The sequence below is a fragment of the Bacillus sp. 05T21 genome (assembly GCF_056396785.1).
Map to the genome: position 1 here is coordinate 1 of NZ_JBFTMD010000014.1, position 19,728 is coordinate 19,728.

The window sequence follows — 19,728 nt, forward strand, 5'->3', positions numbered from 1 at the left end:
CATCCCAAGATACATCAAATTGCGCAACGTAAGCACCGTAATGATCCAGTGTCATTTTAGCACTTGAATATTCTGTAGTTGTCGTCTCGATATAATCTGTATTGTTATGAACAGCAGCAGTTGCATTATCTTTTAAAAAAGTACTTGTATATGAAATTGGGTATGCTGGATTTTTAAGACTTAATTCAGCATTATCTTTAATGATATTTCGGATTTCATTGAAATCTTTAGTAACAACCTTGTTATGCTCTTTCGCATCTCCGCCTAATACTACAGCAGTAAAAGTACTTTCTTCAAAAATATCTTTGTACTGTCCACTCGTTTCGACGCTGTTATTCTTAAGTAAGGCTTTAAAAGCAGCTTGTACATCTTTGCTCTTAGATGTTGTTTCTAATTTTACATAAACAGTTCTACCATAAGCTACATTTGAGACCATAACAGGTGGAGCCGAATTACTTACACCTTTACGAGTTAACTCACCAAAATTAACACTATTATCAAAAAGATCGGATGGATTGTTAGGTAGTTCAGCACTTACGGTATAAAATATTTGCTTATATGCCGCTACCATCACTTTTTTCTCTCCATTTGCAACCGCATTAAAATCAATGTTTAGACTGTTATCAAGATATTTGGCGTTAACGTTAAGGGCACTTGCGATTTGTGATTTACTATAAACCATAGATTCTGTATACTGCATTCTTGCGGGTAACGTATGTGTTTTAGAATACTTTTCATTCCAAGTAGATACTAAATCATCTACTGCTCCAGCCACATTACCATATGTCGGATTTTGGACAGTAATTGTATTTTCTTTTCTCATGCCAGGTAAGTCTATACTAATATTCAAAGGTTTTCTCTTAGCCACTAATAAACTCGGTTGATTGTCTGCAAAAGCTTTATTTGCAAGTTGTACCGCTCCTGGATACGTACGATTCACCACAGAATCAATAATCGAAATATCGACTGGTGAAGTTGTAAGTGATTTTTTCTCGCGTTCCACTACTACAAATTTACCATTTGAATTGATACTTTCTTTCGGAACAAAGCTCTCTACTTTATCACCATTTACAGCTAAAACCTCTTGATTATTATATTTAAGATTTGCTATACCAGTATCAATGCCACTAGCATTTTTGGTTACATCAGTTGCATTACCTACTTGTGTTTCTGCGAAGGAAATAGATGAATAATTAATAGTGCATAGACTAACTAATAAACACGCAAGGAACTTTCTTCTTTTAGTGCTTTTCTTAATATTCAGAAAAATCACCCCGTTCTTTTTTTAGTAAGATATGATAATGATTGATAAATGATAGCTAACTAATAAACCTACATAAATGCTTTTAAAAGTTCTTGAATTAACGGGATTACGCCACCTACAAATTTCAAAACTGCCATTGCGATTTCCATATTATTTCCTCCTTTTTTATTGCTACGAAAATGTGATGTATCTTTATGCCCTCATTATAGTGACCCCTTACACTTTTATCAATACACTCTTATATGCAATATTACATACAAAAAACAAGCTGAATTCTTATAAAAAGTTATACAGAGATAATTTTTTTCGTTTGGTAAATACTTGAAAAGGTGAAGCATTCCTTTGCATTTTATGAGTAATTTACAAGTTTATTGTTGGAAGCGTCGCAGGACTAGAAGTAATGAAATACATGCAGGACTGTTACGAGCATCCAGAAATATTAAGAGTCCTCATGGGCAATCACATAAAAAAAAGCTGCTGCCTATAAAATACAGACAGCAACTTCAACTAGAGTAGCTGGCATGATTTACGCAAGCTACAGTATTTTTTTGACATACTCATTTTTTACACTTTGTAACTAATAAACAGCGATTGGCCCATAAGGACCATTGATAATTTCTATTTTTGTTTCAAAAATATCTGTCAAAATTTCCGGGTCCATAACCTCTTCTACTGTTCCAAAAGCAGCAATTTGTCCATCTTTCATAGCACAAATTTTATCAGAATATTTGGCTGCAAAATTTATGTCATGCATAACAGTCAAAATTGTTCTTCCAAATTCATTAGCCGCACGTCTCAAATGCTCCATCATTTGAACAGAACGAGCAACATCAAGATTGTTCAGAGGCTCGTCCAAAAGTACATATTCAGTCTCTTGGCACAACACCATCGCAACATATGCCCTTTGTCTTTGACCACCAGAAAGCTCATCTAAATATCTATTCTCTAAATTAGTTAAATCTAGAAAATCGATATATTTAGAAATAATAGCTTCATCCTCTTTAGTTACTCTTCCCTTTGAATAAGGAAAGCGCCCAAATCCAACTAATTGTCTAACAGTAAGCCTAGTTACAAAATGATTTTCTTGTCGCAATATAGTCAAAACTTTTGCTAAGTCTTTTGATTTGGATTCAGAAACATCCATATTTGCTACCTGAATTTGGCCTTCATCCATATCTAAAAGTCTTCCAATCATCAATAGTGTCGTTGACTTTCCAGCGCCATTTGGTCCAATTAAAGAAGTAAAGCCCGCTTTTGGTATTTCAATATCCAAAGGTCCTATTTTCACCTTATCAGTATAGAACTTTTTAACATTATCAATTTTTATCATAAAGCCCTCTTCCTTAAAACTATAGTTAAGAATATTATTCCACCAAATAATTCAATAATAACTGAAACTACACCTTGAGCATGGAATACATGATACATTAAAAAGTATGCACTCGTCATTATCAAAAATCCTATTGCAAAAGCCATTGGAAAAATATATCTATGATCATAAGTTGACGCGGCCTGATAACTCAAAGTTGCTACTAAAAAGCCGTAGAAAGTAAGTGGCCCAATTAGAGCTGTTGAAATGGACATCAAAATAGCAACTAATACTAGCGTATAAATTACACTAGGTTGATATTTAACTCCAAAAGAAGTAGCAACATCCTTTCCTAGTGACAAAACATTCAAATTCTTAGAATGAGCAAAAATTAATACTGCTACAATTATGATCATAGGAATTACAATAGGAAAATATGCAGGATCTGCGTGATTAACAGAACCAAATAATTTCGCTTGTAAAATATCAAACTCTGAAGGCGCAAGTAGCTTTCTCATAAAAGTTGACACAGAATTTAGTCCGGTACCAATAATAATTCCAACTAAAAGCATAAGTTGTAAATTCCCGTATTTACCGGAAAGTAACCATCCATAAAGTATCAAACTCATGAAGACCATAACAACAACTTGGAATACAAACGATCCAATTCCATTAAAGTTTATTAATGCACTAGCACCAAAGAAGAATATTGTACTCGTATGAATTGCTGAATAAAGTGATTCGAAACCTAAAAGCGAAGGAGTAATAATCTTATTGTTCGTAATAGATTGGAAAGCAACTGTCGACAAGCTATGGCAAACTGCAGCAATAATCATCGCAACAATGGCTATTATCCTTCTCTTAACAACTGGGATAAAAGAAGGTGAATCTATCGGAACTGGATTGTTATAAACTAAAAGTCCATATGAAGAAAGGAGACCTAAAGCGATCAATGTTATTAGTACAATCCAATAACGTCTTGCTTCCTTCTTAGAACGAAAAGCGCTAGCTGATCTACTTTCATTATGAAGGCTAGAATCGATTTCGACATTTTCTTTATTTCTATAGTCTAATGTGATCATCGCAGCCTCCTTGGTTTTCTTTTTCTCAATAAAATAGTAATAAATACGACTGCTCCCACTGTTGCAAGTATTAAAGAAACAGGTACTTCAAAAGGCTTTATAATTGTTCGAGAAATGATGTCACAGGCAGTTATTGTCCCCATTCCGATCACACATACCCAAGGTAAATTACTCCTAAGATCATCACCTCTAAACATTGAAACAATGTTTGGAACAATTAATCCCAAGAAAGGTAAGTTTCCAATAACAGCTGCAACAACTCCAACTGCAACAGAGATAAGGCCAGTCCCAAAAAGAACAATTCTATTGTAATTAACTCCAAGGCTTGTTGCGACATCTTCTCCTAGTCCAGCTAGAGTCAATCTATTAGCATACATAAAAATAAGCAAAGTAACGATAACAATCAGCCATAAATATTCATATCTTCCCACCTGAACGGTAGCAAATGAACCTACAAACCAAGTTTCAATACTTTGCGTCATTTGAAAAAGGAGTCCCAAAAAAGTAGACACTGCAGAAATAACTGCTCCAAGCATCAATCCAATAATCGGGACAATTAAAGACGAACGAAGTTTAACTCTTCTTAAAAATAGAAAGAAAATCATAGTTCCTATAAAAGAAAAAATGATTGCACCAGTCATTCTTTGAACTAACGTCGGGGCAGGAAATAATAAATATACAAAAAGCAGGCCTAAGCCTGACCATTCAATAGTCCCCGTTGTAGTAGGTTCAACAAAACGATTCTGTGTAATTAATTGCATTACGAGCCCTGCCATCGCCATTGCAGCTCCGGTAAGCATTAATGCAACTGTTCTCGGAACACGAGTGATGAAAAACATCTCCATTCCGTCCTCTTGTCCACGTATATCATAAACTCCAGTAAACAGTGATATAATCCCTAAAATTATAACAACTATAATCGCTATTATAAAAGGTTTTGTCCATATTTTATTGTGGTTATAAAACTGGGGTTGAGAAATATTCTCAACCCTAGAAATCATATTTTTTGACACTGTTTCGTACTCCTTTACACTACTTAGCTAAAGTTTTTGCGATATTTCCAAATAACTCTATATAAGTCTCAATTGATTCATTTGTGTAAGTATCTGCTGGTGCATAAACAATTTGTTTTTTAGAAACAGCAGTTGTGTTTTGAAGAGCAGGTGATTTAGAAATAACATCCTGAGCAGGAGCTGAAGTAGCAGCATCAGATGTTGCAGCATCACGATCTAATACGAAAAGCCAATCAGGATTTGTTTGTGCAATAGCTTCAACAGAAACGTCATCACCTTTATGACCTGCAGTAGAATTAGACACTTCTAGTGCTGGAGCCCAACCGAAAATCTCATACATTGGTCCCCAAACGCGACCAGAGTGAGGAGCAGCAAAACCAATATTCCCACCAGTAACGATAACACTCATAACTTTATCTTTTCCATTATAAGCAGATTTTACATTTTCAATAGATTTATCAAAATCAGCTACTAATTTTTTAGCTTCTTTATCTTTATCAAAGATTTTTCCTAAAGAAATTGTAGAATCTTTAAGTCCTTTTACTAAGTTTTCTCCAGGCTTAGTAGCTTTCTCAGAAACATCAACATTAAGATCAATAACAGCTGCATTTGGCACTAATTTTTTGATCTCTTCGTAATGGCCAGCAAATCTTTGACCAACGATTACAAGGTCAGGGTTTGCCGCTGCAATAATTTCAAGATTTGGTTCGCGGTGATTTCCAATATTTTGAACTTTACTATCCTTTACATATGCTGAATCTGCAGGCATTACATCCTTTGGAGCAGCCGCTAATTTAATTCCCCAATCAGCTAAAGTTTCAAAAGTTCTATTATCCAAAGCAACTACATTTTTTGGATTTACAGGGACTTTAACAGTTCCATGTGCATCAGTGATTTCAACTGTTTTTGGCTTATCACTACTATCACCTTTATTAGCTTTCGAAGTTTCCTTACTTGAATCCGAGCAAGCTGCTAACATTAAAGTGAAAATTGCTAAAATACTTACTAATTTTAAAAGCATAGTTTTTTTCATACGTATACTCCTTATAATGTAATTTAGTTCGAAAATGATAACGTCCATAGATTAAATTAGATAGTAACCTTTATGCATCTAAATTGCTATTGATAATCATTTTCATTTGAATATCCTGTTAATAAGTATAGTCATTAATTATGTGAAAATCTTGTGAATGGTGTGAGTTAATAAAATTAAACATAAACTAGATACAGTCTCATCTAATGCGCACCAGAGTCATCCCCCACACGTACTAATCAATAGATTGGGCACCTTATAAACCATGATTTCTACTACAAAAAAAAATGCCCATTAATAGCTAATTTTTCATAATCTATTGTCTGGTAGTAATCTTCTTTTTATAGTTTCCGTCTTTTAATATTTCACAGAAACTATTTGATTATCAGGTTTAATAGAAAAAACGAGTAAAACTGTATGAAATAGTTTTACTCGTTTTTTCTATTATGACAAACTGTACTTTACCTATTATTTTATTTTTATCATTCAACCATTGAATAGCCTCTGCCATGTATCGTTTGAATATATCTCTCTTTCTTCTCGCACTTTAACTTTTTTCTTACATACCCAATATATAAGTCTACTACATTTGGATTGACTACTACGTTATATCCCCAAACCTGATTCAAAAGCATTTCACGGCTCAATATTGTATTTTTATTCTTAATTAAAAATACAAGTAAATCGTACTCGCGCTTAGTAAGCGAGAGATTTTTACCACCTTTTTTCACAATATGGCTAGATGCATCAACAAAGAGATCTTTAAACTGAAAAAAGTTTGTCTCATTTTGTTGGATACAGTCACTTCTCCTTAAAATAGCTTGAACCCTCGCTACTAATTCTTCTTTCACAAATGGTTTTCTTATATAATCATCTGCTCCTGCTTGTAGCCCTGCTATGCAATCCTTGCTAGAAATATTGTCGGTCACAATAATTATCGGTGTCGTTTTAACAAGTCGTATTTGTCTACAAATTTCTGGCCCCGATATACTTAATGAATCCCAATCCAATATGATAATATCCCAATCTTGTTCATATACTATATTTAAACCTTGGTTTTCATTGTGAAGTTTTAAAATGAAATAGCCCTCTTGCGTTAGACCGCTTACGATTTTCTTTGCAAAAGACCGTTCATTCTTAATTACTAACACCTGCTTCACCGATGGTTCACCTCTACTTCAATATAACTTAGTTAGATAAAAAGTTATCCCCAAAAAATAATTTAAGATTTATAAATATTAAATCCCTAAAAAAAGCCATTATAACAGCTTATTAGGAGAACTCTATATAATCTTACAATAGATATGGATAAAAACACAAAATATATGAAGATTTAAATACATATTATTTAATCATTAAGAGCAACTATATTATCTAGCTGCTTATTATCAATAACGATTCCCTCAGTTTCTGTTTCAAGGGTACCGTCCTCAACTTAAGCATTTTATCAAACCACAAAACAAAAAGAACCATACCCCCGCCACTCTGGCAAAGTTATGGTTCATATCATACAAAATAAAAAACCACCAAACAGTTATGTATTGGTGGAGACGGTGGGAGTCGAACCCACGTCCAAAAATATCGGCACTTAAGCTTCTACGAGTGTAGTCGATATATTAGCATTTCGCGAACTCTTCGGCCTATCGACAGGCTTCCAAATTGCTAGTCTGATTGTTCTCTTCCTTCGCCCTCAGACGGCGAACTCCGGCGTAGTCCACTTAGTTTGAGTCCCTTACCCTACCACATGGACGATGGAGGGAGGAACCTTTAGTGCAATTAAGCAGCTAAAGAAAGATTGTTTTGTTTGCCAATTATAGGCTTTGACGTTTTAACGAGGCCGATCCCCTCGACTCGCAACCTAAGCTCGAACTATCCCTGTCGAATCCGTAACGTCCCCATGATAAAAATGGAGCATACGAAGAAATATCGTGATAGCTACTAAGAGCTGTTTTTCAATGTGCAACAATCTTACATAAGTTATTATATCATACGCGCGCCGTTTTACAAATGTAAATATCTGTATTACATCTTTTGACGATCACGGAACACGCGTGCAATTTCACGTTTAGCTTCTTTCTCTTTTAAATCGTGACGCTTATCATATTGCTTCTTACCTTTTGCTAAACCAAGTGCCATTTTCGCAAATCCATTTTTCAAATAGATTCTAACTGGAATTAATGCATAACCTGTTTCTTTTGCATAACCTGCTAGCTTATCAATTTCTTTCTTATGAAGAAGTAACTTTCTTGTACGAAGCGGATCGTGATTAAAACGATTCCCTTGTTCATATGTATTAATATGCATATTATGAACCCATACTTCACCGTTATGTATACGTGCAAACGCGTCTTTCAAGTTCACGCGTCCAGCGCGAATCGACTTAATTTCCGTTCCTTGAAGGACAAGCCCTGCTTCGTATGTTTCTTCGATGAAATAATCATGAAATGCTTTTTTATTTTGCGCAATAACCTTACCTGTACCCTTTGGCATATAACGTCCCTCCTCTATTTTTACTATTGTAACAAATGTTAATAAAAAGCGAAAGTGGCTCGCTCAGAATCTTTGGACATTGGAGCTCCCGACAAAGAAGCGCTTTTTGCTTCGTCCGAGGGCGCGAAATGGCCAATAGATTCTAGCCACTGTAGCTGGATTCCAATAAAAAGCGAAAGTGGCTCGCTCAGAATGTAAGGCGAAGCCACTCTTTTCTTACTTGCGCTTTTTCTTTTTCTTCTTGAATCCTGGTACATTTTCAAAGAATCCTTTTTTCTTCTTACCATTACCATTACTATTACTATTTCCATCTTTTTTCCCTGGCTGACTAGCGGATGTGGATGCAGATGCTTTTCCTTGTCCTTGTCCTTGTCCTTGTCCTTGTCCTTGTCCTTGTCCACCACGATCAAACTTTCTTCCTGTGCCGCGTTCACCACCGCGCTCATTACTACGTTCGCTACGTCCACCGCGTTTCTTTCTGCCTGTTCTTGGCTGTTCAATCACAACTGGACGATCTTTGAACTTACGACGAGGTGTGCCTTTCATGCCAACGATTTCAAAGTCGATTGCACGCTCGTCTTTATTTACGTTAATAACACGAATTGTAATTTCGTCACCGATGCGGAATACGTTACCTGTACGTTCTCCGATCATCGCAAAATGTTTTTCGTCATAACGGTAGTAATCATCTGTTAAATAGCTAACATGTACAAGACCTTCAATTGTATTTGGAAGCTCTACGAATAAACCGAAGTTTGTTACAGAGCTAATCATACCGTCATACTCTTCACCGATCTTATCGACCATATACTCTGCTTTTTTCATTTCGTCTGTTTCACGCTCTGCTTCAACAGCACGGCGTTCCATATTAGAAGAGTGCTCTGCAATCTCAGGTAAGTTTTCACGCCATTTCGCTTGCGTTTCGTTGTCTACTTTACCATTAATGATGTATTCACGAATCAACCTATGAACAATCGTATCTGGGTAACGACGAATTGGCGATGTGAAATGCGTGTAGAACTCAGTTGATAAACCAAAATGTCCTAAGCTGTTCGAATCGTAACGTGCTTGCTTCATAGAACGAAGCATAACTGTTGAAATGACTATTTCTTCCGGCTGACCTTGAACCATTTCAAGAATTTGCTGCAATGCACGAGGGTGTATTTCATTCGCACGTCCTTTTACTGCATATCCGAAGTTTGTTACAAACTCGAAGAAACGCTCAAGCTTATCTTCTTTCGGATCTTCATGGACACGGTACATAAACGGTACGTTCATCCAGTGGAAATGCTCCGCTACTGTTTCGTTCGCAACAAGCATAAACTCTTCAATTAACTTCTCTGATACAGAACGATCACGCATTACAACATCAGTCGGTTTTCCTTCTTCATCTACTAGTACTTTCGCTTCTTTAAAGTCAAAGTCAATCGCACCACGGCGCATACGTTTTTCACGTAAAATTTGTGCTAACTGCCCCATTTCTTTAAACATTGGTACTAGCGGCTCGTAGCGTTCAATTAGCGCTTCGTCTTCATCTTCTAAAATGCTTCTTACGTCAGCATACGTCATACGCTCTGTCGTTTTAATTACACTTTGGAAAATCTCGTGTTTTACAACATCACCTAGATTGTTGATTTCCATTTCACAAGATAGTGTCAGACGGTCTACTTTCGGATTTAATGAACAAATACCGTTTGATAAACGATGCGGAATCATCGGAATTACACGGTCTACAAGATATACACTCGTTGCTCTCTCTGCTGCTTCAACATCAATTGGAGAACCTTCTTGAACGTAATGACTTACATCCGCAATATGAACGCCAAGCTTATAGTTACCGTTCTCAAGCTTCGTTACTGTAACAGCGTCATCTAAGTCTTTCGCATCCGCACCATCAATTGTAACAATCATTTGATCACGTAAATCACGACGATCTTTTATATCTTCTTCTGAAATCGTTTCTGGTACACTGTTTGCATGCTCCATCACTTCTTCAGGGAATGCTAAAGGTAAATGATGTTTATGAATGACAGATAAAATATCTACTCCTGGGTCATTTTTATGACCTAGAATTTGAATAACTTCACCTTCTGCGCTTAAACGGTTCTCTGGGTAGCCCGTAATTTTCACAACTACTTTATGGCCTTCTACAGCGCCCATAGATGCACTTTTCAAGATAAAAATGTCACTTGTCCAGCGTTTATTATCAGGTATAACAAATCCAAAGTTCTTTGACTCTGTATATGTACCAACTAGTTCCTTCGTTCCACGCTCTAAAATACGAACAATCGCGCCTTCTTGGCGTGATCCACTTGATTGTGCGCTAACACGTGCTAATACTGTATCACCATGAAGTGCACCATTTAATTCTGTCGGCGGGATGAAAAGATCATCATCTCCTGTTTTCTTCTCTTCTGGAACGACGAACGCAAAACCACGTGCGTGCCCAATTAATTTACCGCGTACTAAATTCATTTTTTCTGGAAGACCGTAGCGGTTACTACGTGTGCGGATAACAAGCCCCTTCTCTTCCATCATTACAAGTGCCTTTACGAAATCTTTAAAGCCCTCAGAGCCTTCGATTCCAAATGCCGATTCTAATTCTTGTATCGTTAACGGTTTATACGCTTCTTCCCTCATAAATAATAACAACTTATCAATATGTTCTTGCATGATTTCTTCCAAGCAGAAATACCTCCTTTAAACCCTTATATTATTTAGTGTATCCGAAAGATGGGGGATGTATAAAGTGAAACTTTCATCAGTGGGGGTTTTGTTCATCCCCCACTGATTATTAGCCCTCACCAATCGGGCTTTTACGGGCAGTTGGTTCCCCCACCTAACTTCTTTGCTTTCGCTGAATTTTAAGGTGGGGGGCTTACTGCCCGTTAATGCGGGATAAAGTGAAACTTTAATCATCTCCCAATGATTTTTTACAGCTTTCATAAAGTGTAACTTTAACCAGTAGTTTTTTGTCCGTCCCCACTGATTATTAGCCCACAAATAGCGGGATAAAAATTCCCTTATGAAAAAAAGAGGCAACTAGACCTTACCAATCTAGTTGCTCCAAGAAGTTATATACATCCTCATGTAGCACATCACGTTCTTTATCAAGTGTAATGACATGCGTAGAGTCTTCATACCATTTAATGTTTTTTAACGTAGATTCTACACCGTTATAAATAATGTTAGCACTATCTGTATTAATCATCTCATCATGACGTGCTTGTACAACGAATGTTGGAGCATAAATCATATCAACATTATTGCGTACGTCACGAATCAACTCCTGTAATGCTTTTAATGTATTCATTGGTGTCTGTTTAAATTCAAACATTTCCTGCTCAATTCGTTCTGGTGATTTTTGCTCACGCTTTTTATATTCGCGGGCATATGCCAATATACCTTGGTACATAATTTCTTCACTTTTAATGTACATCGGTGCACACATTGGTACAACACCTAAAATCGGTAATGTATAAGCAAGTTTTAATGAGAATACTCCGCCTAATGATAATCCAACCGCAGCTATTTTCTCGTAACCTTGATCTTTTAAATGCTGGTAAGCATTCATTACATCTTTCCACCAGTCTTCAGGGCCTGTATGAACAAGCTCTTCTGGTGGTACGCCGTGTCCTTTATAAATTGGCGCATGACAAGTATAGCCTTTCTTCTCTAAGAAACGCCCTAGCATGCGTACGTCAGCTGAGTTTCCTGTGAATCCATGTAATAATAAAACAGCGCGGTCTCCACCTTCAAATGTAAATGGTTTCGGAGATGCTAATTTCATCATGTACTTCTCCTCTTTCTCTTCTGTAATCTAGTCGTATTCTTTCTATTCYTAGTGTACCATATTTATAATTCTATAATCTAATTAGAAACTTTTTTTGAATAACAAATCAAAAAAAGAAGAACCATTAGCATAATCCGCTAACGCTTCTTCTTTTAATTTTATAAATTTAAGTACGTAACACCAATTGTTAGTACGAAGAATAGTACAGCTAAGACAACTGTAACACGGTTTAATACCGCTTCAATTCCACGTGCTTTTTGCTTACCAAACAATTGCTCTGCACCACCTGAAATAGCGCCTGAAAGGCCTGAGCTATTACTAGACTGCATAAGTACCATAACAATCATTAAAATCGATACAATAATAAGTAAAACTGATAATAACGTATGCACTTGGCGTACCTCCTACAAAGATTCAGTTATTTTAAATGTAGCATAAATCCTATAGAAAAGCGAGAGCTATAGAATCGCTCTCGCTTTTCTTCTATTACATGAACATCATTGCGAATAACGGTCCAAGCAAACATGTCAAAATTGCTGTTAATGTCATTGTTACCGATCCAATAACACCTTCATGCTCATTATTTTTCATCGCTCTCATAACACCCATAATATGAGACGCACATCCAAAGCCAATCCCTTTACCAACTGAGTTTGTAACACGGCTCCATTTTAATAAAATTGGTCCTGAAATCGTTCCAGTAATCCCTGCGATAACGACGAATGCTGCTGTTAAGGACGGGACACCACCAACTTGTTCAGATACACTCATCGCAACTGGCATTGTCACTGATTTTGGTAAAGAAGATAAAATTAAGCTTTTATCTGTTCCCATAAGTGTGGCGATAGCAAAATCACTTGCAATAGCAACCGTTGTACCTACTAATACACCACCAGCAATTGGTACAACATATTTTTGCAGAACATGACGTTGTTTATAAAGCGGGATTGCAAATGCTACAACACCTGGTCCTAGTAGCTTCGCAATCCAGCCACCACCACTTTCCATATAATTTTGATATGGTATATCAAGCATTATAAATAAGAAAGCCATTAATCCTGTTGCAACAAGCATTGGAATGGTAAATGGTGTTGGAAATAATTTGTAGATTTTTTTAGATAATTGATATAATAGCACCGTAAAAAGAACCCAACCGATTCCGATTAATATTTGGCTCATTGTGTCTCTTTTTCCTTTCTATTCGCAAGATATTGTCCTGTATGTCCTGCGACAATAATAATTAAAAACGTACTCGCTACAACTGTAATGAAAAGGGAAATTCCTTTACTCATAAAAAAAGCACCGTAATTCATTAAGCCAAGCGTTGGCGGAATTAATAAAAACGGCATAATAGCAACGAGTGTTTCTGCTCCTAAATCAAACCATTTCACTGGAAGTACTTTTAGGCTAAGCAAAACAAGTAGGAGGAACATCCCAATCAAACTTCCTGGAATCGGAAGATTCAACATTTCTTGCACCCAATTTCCAACCATATAAAATACATAAAGAGCAGCAATTTGGACAAGAATCTTTGTAAGTTTCATGTTCATCATCCCTCATGTTTATACGATCTTCTGTTAATATCCTTATCATAGTATAAATTGTAAAAACCTGCAATTTATCAAATCGACAACGAAAACCCACTATATTATACGCTTACACCCTTGATATGACTGCGTTTCCTAATGTGATTTATGTCAAAAACCTTGACCTAATATACAAAGTTTATATTTTCTGAATTTTGATGGTTATTATTTTAATAAAACAAAATCCTTCACTCCATTTTTATTCTGCCTTCTCTCTAGCACACATATATATATAAAGATAGGTGGTGAACGCATGTCTAAAAAAATTCTCATTTTTTGTGATCCTGGAATCGACGATGCGATAGCCCTCCTCCTCGCATTCTTTATCTATGAAATTGAAATTGTTGGGATTGTCGCTGATTACGGCAATGTTCCAAAAGAAATGGCCGTACAAAATGCTCATTTTCTTAAACAAAAATCAAGAAATAGAGATATGAAAATATTTGGTGGTTCAGACCGTCCTCTCAATGGAGGTCCACCTGCTTTTTTTACCAATATTCACGGTAAAGAAGGGTTAGGGCCAATCATCCCAAATGAAAAGTTACAAAACGGAGAAATGGAGAATTTTTTTGAAGTTATCCCTCTTATCGAGCAGTATAAAGACGAACTAATCATTGTAAGTTTAGGGCGACTCACTTCCCTAGCTGTTTTATTTATTTTATGTAAAAACTTAATGCAGCAAATTAAATCTTATTATGTAATGGGTGGTTCCTTTCTGCACCCAGGTAATGTAACTCCCGTATCAGAAGCGAATTTTTATGGCGATCCAATCGCGGCTAACATTGTATTACAATCTGCATCCAACATGTACATATACCCGTTAAATGTAACTCAGTATTCCATCGTTACACCTGATATGGCTGAATATATTGAGGCGAATGGAAAGGCTTCTCTCGTCAAACCTCTATTCGATCATTACTACTATGGATATTACGAAAAAATTTTACCACAATTAAAAGGCTGCCCTTTTCATGACACGATACCGATATTAGCTTTACTTGATAATTCTATGTTTACCTACTACAAATCACCAATTACCGTCATGACCGAATCTTACGCTCAAGGAGCAAGTATCGGTGATTTCCGCTCTTTAGTAGGATCAAGCCCATTCACCAATCGGCCCTCGCAGCAAATCGCTATCGATTTTGATTATAATCTCTTCTTTAAATACTTCATGTCACTTATGACAGACGAACAATTTTAGCATAAAAAAACAGACCGTGATTTCTCACGGTCTGTCGTTATTTTCTACAATTATCGTTTGATGTTGTAGAAAGATTTGATACCATCGTAAACAGCGATTTCGCCTAGTTCGTCTTCGATGCGTAATAATTGGTTGTACTTAGCAATACGGTCAGTACGGCTCATAGAACCAGTTTTGATTTGGCCAGCGTTAGTTGCAACTGCGATGTCAGCGATTGTAGCATCTTCAGTTTCACCAGAACGGTGAGATACAACTGCTGTGTAACCAGCACGTTTAGCCATTTCGATTGCTTCGAAAGTCTCAGTTAAAGTACCGATTTGGTTAACTTTAATTAAGATTGAGTTAGAGATACCTTTTTCGATACCTTCAGCAAGTTTTTGAGTGTTAGTTACGAATAAATCGTCACCAACTAATTGTACTTTATCACCGATACGCTCAGTTAATAATTTGTGACCATCCCAGTCGTTTTCGTCTAAACCATCTTCAATAGAGATGATTGGGAAGTCTTTGCAAAGCTCTTCGTAGAAATCAACCATTTCTGCAGAAGTTAAGCCAGTACGGCCTTCGCCTGCAAGGTCATATTTACCAGTTTCTTTATTGTAGAACTCAGAAGAAGCAACGTCCATTCCTAAGAATACGTTCTCGCCAGCTTTGTAACCAGCTTTTTCGATAGCTTCGATGATTACTTCTAATGCTTCACGGTTAGAACCAAGGTTTGGAGCGAATCCACCTTCGTCACCTACTGCAGTGTTAAGACCTTTGTCATGTAATACAGCTTTAAGTGCATGGAATACTTCAGCACCCATACGGATTGATTCTTTGAATGTTGGAGCACCAACTGGTAAGATCATGAACTCTTGGAAGTCAACGTTGTTATCAGCGTGAGAACCACCGTTGATGATGTTCATCATTGGAGTTGGTAATTGTTTTGCATTGAATCCACCAAGGTAACGGTATAATGGAAGACCTACGAAGTCAGCTGCTGCGTGAGCTACTGCCATAGATACACCAAGGATAGCGTTAGCACCTAGTTTACCTTTGTTTGGAGTGCCATCTAATTCGATCATAGCACGGTCGATACCAGCTTGGTCAGTTACGTCGAAACCAACGATTTCTGGAGCGATTGCTTCGTTAACGTTGTTTACTGCGTTAAGAACACCTTTACCAAGGTAACGAGATTTGTCACCGTCACGTAATTCTACTGCTTCGTGCTCACCAGTAGATGCACCACTTGGTACGATAGCGCGTCCGAATGCGCCGCTTTCTGTGTAAACTTCTACTTCTACAGTTGGGTTACCACGAGAGTCAAGGACTTCGCGAGCATAAACATCAATAATTGTTGACATAATAAATTCTCTCCTTTTTATATAAGCAAATTATTTAATAATTGTTTTACCTGTCATTTCTTTCGGTTGTTCCACATTTAAAAGAGTAAGCATTGTTGGGGCGATATCTCCTAAAATACCACCTTCACGAAGCTCTACATCATTTTTTGTAACGATGAAAGGAACCGGGTTAGTTGTATGAGCTGTCATTGGTCCACCTTCAGCAGTTAACTCCTGATCGGCATTACCATGGTCAGCAGTAATAAGTGCTACACCATCTTTTGCAAGAATCGCTTCTACAACTTTTCCTAAACATTCGTCAGTTGCTTCCACTGCTTTAATTGTTGGCTCCATCATCCCAGAATGGCCAACCATATCACAGTTTGCAAAGTTAAGAATGATAACATCATGTTTATCATTTTCGATGTCATTTACTAAAGCGTCCGTTACTTCATAAATGCTCATTTCAGGTTTCAAGTCATACGTTGCAACCTTCGGTGAGTTAATTAAAATACGCTCTTCTCCTGGGAATTCAGCCTCACGACCACCGCTAAAGAAGAATGTAACGTGCGGATACTTTTCAGTTTCCGCGATGCGAAGTTGCTTTAATCCCGCTTGCGCAACAACTTCACCTAATGTGTTATCAAGGTTCATTGGCTTGAATGCCACGTAACCATCTACAGTTTCACTGAAATGTGTCATACAAACGAACTCAGGAATGTGAGGTACTTTTTCACCACGATCGAACTCACGGAAGTCTTCGTTTGTAAATACACGAGCAATTTGAATTGCACGGTCTGGACGGAAGTTATAGAAGATAACTGCATCATCATTATTGATTGTTGCAACTGGCGTGTCATCTTCGTTAACAATTACAGACGGCAATACGAATTCATCATGAATACCATTTGCATAAGAGTCTTCTATACACTCTTCTGCTGATTTATAAGTAGGGCCTTCACCATTCACCATAGCACGGTAACATTTTTCTACGCGATCCCAACGCTTGTCACGGTCCATGGAGTAATAACGACCAGAGATAGTCGCGAATTGTCCTACTCCTGTTTCTTTAATTACTTCATTTGTTGCATCGATATAACCTTTTGCTGTTTGTGGTCCAACATCGCGGCCATCTAAGAATGCATGGATATATACTTTCTCCACACCTTCTTTTGCTGCTAAGCGAAGAAGAGCAAACATATGGTTCATGTGACTGTGCACACCACCATCAGAAAGTAAACCGAATAAATGAAGAGCAGTACCTTTTTCTTTCACGCTTTTAATTGCATTTTGGAAAGTTTCGTTCTGATCGAACTCACCTTCACGAATTGCAACGTTTACGCGTGTTAAGCTTTGATATACGATGCGGCCAGCACCGATATTTAAGTGACCAACCTCTGAGTTACCCATTTGACCTGCTGGAAGACCTACTTCCTCACCAGAAGCTGTAAGCGTTGTGTGAGGGAATTTGTTCCAGTAACCATCAAAATTAGGTTTCTTAGCTTGTGCTACAGCATTCCCGTAAGTTTCTTCACGTAGTCCGAAACCATCAAGAATGATTAAAGCTGTTGGCTTTCTCATTTTACCGCCCCCAGAAGACCTAAGAACGAAGCAGGCTCTAAGCTAGCACCGCCAACTAAAGCGCCGTCGATGTCAGATTGTGCCATATACTCTTTAATGTTTTCTGGTTTTACGCTACCGCCGTATTGAATACGAACAGCTTCTGCAGCTTCTGGAGAAACAGCTTCTGCAACAACTTTACGGATGTGCGCACATACTTCATTTGCATCTGCAGAAGAAGAAGATTTACCTGTACCGATAGCCCAGATTGGCTCATAAGCGATAACAGTTACTTTAACTTGCTCTTCTGTTAAACCTGCAAGTGCTTTTGTTACTTGACCTGCTACTAGATCAAATGTTTTTCCGCTTTCGCGCTCTTCTAAAGTCTCACCACAACAAACGATTGGTGTTAAACCATGTTCAAATGCTGCAAGAGTCTTTTTATTTACTGACTCGTCTGTTTCAGCAAACATTTCACGACGCTCAGAGTGGCCAAGTACTACGTAGCCTACTTTTAAGTCGCTAAGTGCTACTGGGCTAATTTCGCCAGTGAATGCACCATTTTTTTCGAAGTGCATGTTTTGTGCACCTACTTGTAAGTCAGTTCCTTCAGCCTTTGCTACTAAGCGCTCTAAGAATAGAGCTGGCGAACAAACTACTGCATCAACAGCTGAAGCTGCTGGGATTTGACCTTTAACTTCCTCTACGAAGCTAACTGCTTCAGCTAGAGTTTTATTCATTTTCCAGTTACCTGCGATAATTGGTTTACGCATGCTTTGCACCGTCCTTTTTCTTTGGCTGCTACTTATTTGTCGTTAAGACAAACTACACCTGGAAGTTCTTTACCTTCCATGAATTCTAATGACGCACCGCCGCCAGTAGAAATGTGGCTCATTTTATCAGCCATACCGAATTTTTCAACAGCTGCTGCAGAGTCACCACCGCCGATAACAGAGTATGTATCTTCTGCATCTGCTAATGCTTGCCCTACTGCTTTTGTACCTTCTGCGAATGGAGTCATTTCGAATACACCCATTGGTCCATTCCATACAACAAGCTTAGAGTTTTTAATTACATCTGCATAAATTTCACGTGTTTTAGGACCGATGTCCACGCCTTCCCATGTAGAAGGGATAGAGTCGATACCAACGATTTGAGTTGTTGCAGTTTCAGAGAATTCCTCTGTGATTACAACATCAACTGGCATATAGAAGTTTACGCCTTTTTCTTTTGCAAGTTGCATAAATTCTTTAGCTAGTTCAATTTTGTCGTTTTCACATAGAGATAGACCAATTTCATGACCTAATGCTTTAACGAATGTGTAAGCAAGTCCGCCACCGATGATTAAGTTATCTACTTTGTCTAATAGATGACGAATTACACCGATTTTATCTTTTACTTTCGCACCACCGATGATAGCTGTGAATGGACGTTCTGGGTTAGAAAGTGCTTTACCTAATACATCTAACTCTTTTTCCATTAATAAACCAGATACTGCTGGTAGGTAGTCTGCGATTCCTGCTGTAGAAGCATGAGCACGGTGAGCTGCACCGAATGCATCGTTTACGAAGATATCAGCAAGTGCTGCAAATTCTTTCGCAAGTTCTGCATCGTTCTTTTCTTCGCCCGCATAGAAACGTACGTTTTCAAGAACTAATACGTCGCCTTCGTTCATTGCTGCAACCATTTCTTGTGCAACTGGTCCGAATGCTTCGTCCGCTTTTTTAACATCTTTACCAAGAAGCTCGCCTAAACGTGCTGCTACTGGAGTAAGACGTAATTCTTCTACTGCTTGACCTTTTGGACGGCCTAAATGACTTGCTAAAATTACTTTCGCACCTTGCTCTATTAAATATTGAATTGTAGGAAGAGCTGCACGGATACGAGTTTCATCTGTAATTTTGCCTTCTTTCATAGGTACGTTGAAATCAACGCGGCAAAATACACGCTTACCTTTTAAATCTACGTCACGAATTGATTTTTTGTTCATTGGATTTCCCTCCGACTACTAGTTAGGATTGACAAAACCCATTCAAAAGCTTAACACATTTGCTTCTAAAACGAAAGAA

The 19,728-nt window shown here is 37.5% G+C and carries 17 protein-coding genes and 1 other RNA gene; 1 reads left to right on the forward strand and 17 read right to left on the reverse strand.

Translation table 11 applies throughout. The annotated features are described in order from the left end of the window. The 13 genes from alo to AC1DKZ_RS21115 all read right to left on the reverse strand — a co-directional run. The coding region (gene alo, locus AC1DKZ_RS21055) for an anthrolysin O/cereolysin O family cholesterol-dependent cytolysin Alo (RefSeq protein ID WP_476996999.1) at window positions 1-1,273 on the reverse strand (1,273 nt) is incomplete at its 3' end. Window positions 1,274-1,841: 568 nt separating this feature from the next. Further along, window positions 1,842-2,594, reverse strand: coding sequence for an iron ABC transporter ATP-binding protein (locus AC1DKZ_RS21060; RefSeq protein WP_476997000.1), 753 nt, complete (start codon window positions 2,592-2,594; stop codon window positions 1,842-1,844). Further along, window positions 2,591-3,655, reverse strand: coding sequence for an iron chelate uptake ABC transporter family permease subunit (locus AC1DKZ_RS21065; RefSeq protein ID WP_002089519.1), 1,065 nt, complete (start codon window positions 3,653-3,655; stop codon window positions 2,591-2,593). Before AC1DKZ_RS21065 ends, AC1DKZ_RS21060 begins: the two co-directional genes overlap by 4 nt. Next, window positions 3,652-4,668: an iron chelate uptake ABC transporter family permease subunit gene (locus tag AC1DKZ_RS21070; protein ID WP_107887233.1), complete on the reverse strand. Its 1,017-nt coding sequence runs from the start codon at window positions 4,666-4,668 to the stop codon at window positions 3,652-3,654. The genes AC1DKZ_RS21065 and AC1DKZ_RS21070 overlap by 4 nt, the downstream gene beginning before the upstream one ends. A 19-nt stretch (window positions 4,669-4,687) precedes the next feature. After that, a complete protein-coding gene (locus tag AC1DKZ_RS21075; protein WP_002089526.1) occupies window positions 4,688-5,701 on the reverse strand; it encodes a siderophore ABC transporter substrate-binding protein in 1,014 nt (337 codons plus the stop codon). A gap of 482 nt (window positions 5,702-6,183) precedes the next feature. After that, window positions 6,184-6,861, reverse strand: coding sequence for a response regulator transcription factor (locus AC1DKZ_RS21080; RefSeq protein WP_002089527.1), 678 nt, complete (start codon window positions 6,859-6,861; stop codon window positions 6,184-6,186). A gap of 382 nt (window positions 6,862-7,243) precedes the next feature. Beyond that, window positions 7,244-7,598: a transfer-messenger RNA gene (gene ssrA, locus AC1DKZ_RS21085) on the reverse strand. Between the two features lie 125 nt (window positions 7,599-7,723). Beyond that, window positions 7,724-8,191: an SsrA-binding protein gene (gene smpB / locus AC1DKZ_RS21090; RefSeq protein ID WP_002089531.1), complete on the reverse strand. Its 468-nt coding sequence runs from the start codon at window positions 8,189-8,191 to the stop codon at window positions 7,724-7,726. Between the two features lie 216 nt (window positions 8,192-8,407). Continuing rightward, window positions 8,408-10,864 (reverse strand): ribonuclease R, encoded by a 2,457-nt coding sequence (gene rnr / locus AC1DKZ_RS21095; protein WP_476997016.1) that lies wholly within the window; start codon window positions 10,862-10,864, stop codon window positions 8,408-8,410. A 376-nt stretch (window positions 10,865-11,240) separates the two neighbouring features. Continuing rightward, entirely contained in the window at window positions 11,241-11,981 is a 741-nt protein-coding gene (locus tag AC1DKZ_RS21100; protein WP_165927671.1) for an alpha/beta fold hydrolase, read from the reverse strand. Window positions 11,982-12,142: 161 nt separating this feature from the next. Next, window positions 12,143-12,376: a preprotein translocase subunit SecG gene (gene secG / locus AC1DKZ_RS21105; RefSeq protein WP_002016062.1), complete on the reverse strand. Its 234-nt coding sequence runs from the start codon at window positions 12,374-12,376 to the stop codon at window positions 12,143-12,145. 94 nt (window positions 12,377-12,470) lie between these two features. Next, window positions 12,471-13,163, reverse strand: a complete 693-nt coding sequence (locus AC1DKZ_RS21110; RefSeq protein ID WP_002129877.1) for an LrgB family protein — start codon at window positions 13,161-13,163, stop codon at window positions 12,471-12,473. Further along, the gene (locus AC1DKZ_RS21115; protein ID WP_002016064.1) at window positions 13,160-13,537 is read right to left on the reverse strand and encodes a CidA/LrgA family holin-like protein; all 378 of its coding nucleotides are present in this window, start codon (window positions 13,535-13,537) and stop codon (window positions 13,160-13,162) included. Before AC1DKZ_RS21115 ends, AC1DKZ_RS21110 begins: the two co-directional genes overlap by 4 nt. A gap of 286 nt (window positions 13,538-13,823) precedes the next feature. On the opposite strand from AC1DKZ_RS21115, the gene AC1DKZ_RS21120 reads away from it, so the two are divergent. Then, on the forward strand, window positions 13,824-14,774 hold the full coding sequence (locus tag AC1DKZ_RS21120) for a nucleoside hydrolase (protein ID WP_107887230.1): 951 nt from the start codon (window positions 13,824-13,826) through the stop codon (window positions 14,772-14,774). A 50-nt stretch (window positions 14,775-14,824) separates the two neighbouring features. On the opposite strand, the gene eno is transcribed toward AC1DKZ_RS21120, so the two are convergent. Genes eno through AC1DKZ_RS21140 form a run of 4 tightly spaced genes read right to left on the reverse strand, consistent with a single transcriptional unit; the run spans window position 14,825 to window position 19,649 of the window. Next, window positions 14,825-16,120 (reverse strand): phosphopyruvate hydratase, encoded by a 1,296-nt coding sequence (eno, locus tag AC1DKZ_RS21125; RefSeq protein WP_000103948.1) that lies wholly within the window; start codon window positions 16,118-16,120, stop codon window positions 14,825-14,827. 30 nt (window positions 16,121-16,150) lie between these two features. Next, window positions 16,151-17,680: a 2,3-bisphosphoglycerate-independent phosphoglycerate mutase gene (gene gpmI, locus AC1DKZ_RS21130; RefSeq protein ID WP_107887229.1), complete on the reverse strand. Its 1,530-nt coding sequence runs from the start codon at window positions 17,678-17,680 to the stop codon at window positions 16,151-16,153. Next, entirely contained in the window at window positions 17,677-18,432 is a 756-nt protein-coding gene (gene tpiA, locus AC1DKZ_RS21135; RefSeq protein WP_002159914.1) for a triose-phosphate isomerase, read from the reverse strand. Before tpiA ends, gpmI begins: the two co-directional genes overlap by 4 nt. Window positions 18,433-18,464: 32 nt before the next feature. Continuing rightward, entirely contained in the window at window positions 18,465-19,649 is a 1,185-nt protein-coding gene (locus AC1DKZ_RS21140; protein ID WP_002016070.1) for a phosphoglycerate kinase, read from the reverse strand. Window positions 19,650-19,728 lie beyond the last annotated feature (79 nt).

Bases quoted from the DNA above. Each gene is read 5' to 3' on its own strand.
- AC1DKZ_RS21060 (WP_476997000.1), bottom strand. From the start codon at position 2,594: ATGATAAAAATTGATAATGTTAAAAAGTTCTATACTGATAAGGTGAAA.
- AC1DKZ_RS21065 (WP_002089519.1), bottom strand. From the start codon at position 3,655: ATGATCACATTAGACTATAGAAATAAAGAAAATGTCGAAATCGATTCT.
- AC1DKZ_RS21075 (WP_002089526.1), bottom strand. From the start codon at position 5,701: ATGAAAAAAACTATGCTTTTAAAATTAGTAAGTATTTTAGCAATTTTC.
- smpB (WP_002089531.1), bottom strand. From the start codon at position 8,191: ATGCCAAAGGGTACAGGTAAGGTTATTGCGCAAAATAAAAAAGCATTT.
- rnr (WP_476997016.1), bottom strand. From the start codon at position 10,864: ATGCAAGAACATATTGATAAGTTGTTATTATTTATGAGGGAAGAAGCG.
- AC1DKZ_RS21100 (WP_165927671.1), bottom strand. From the start codon at position 11,981: ATGAAATTAGCATCTCCGAAACCATTTACATTTGAAGGTGGAGACCGC.
- AC1DKZ_RS21110 (WP_002129877.1), bottom strand. From the start codon at position 13,163: ATGAGCCAAATATTAATCGGAATCGGTTGGGTTCTTTTTACGGTGCTA.
- AC1DKZ_RS21115 (WP_002016064.1), bottom strand. From the start codon at position 13,537: ATGATGAACATGAAACTTACAAAGATTCTTGTCCAAATTGCTGCTCTT.
- AC1DKZ_RS21120 (WP_107887230.1), top strand. From the start codon at position 13,824: ATGTCTAAAAAAATTCTCATTTTTTGTGATCCTGGAATCGACGATGCG.
- eno (WP_000103948.1), bottom strand. From the start codon at position 16,120: ATGTCAACAATTATTGATGTTTATGCTCGCGAAGTCCTTGACTCTCGT.
- gpmI (WP_107887229.1), bottom strand. From the start codon at position 17,680: ATGAGAAAGCCAACAGCTTTAATCATTCTTGATGGTTTCGGACTACGT.
- tpiA (WP_002159914.1), bottom strand. From the start codon at position 18,432: ATGCGTAAACCAATTATCGCAGGTAACTGGAAAATGAATAAAACTCTA.
- AC1DKZ_RS21140 (WP_002016070.1), bottom strand. From the start codon at position 19,649: ATGAACAAAAAATCAATTCGTGACGTAGATTTAAAAGGTAAGCGTGTA.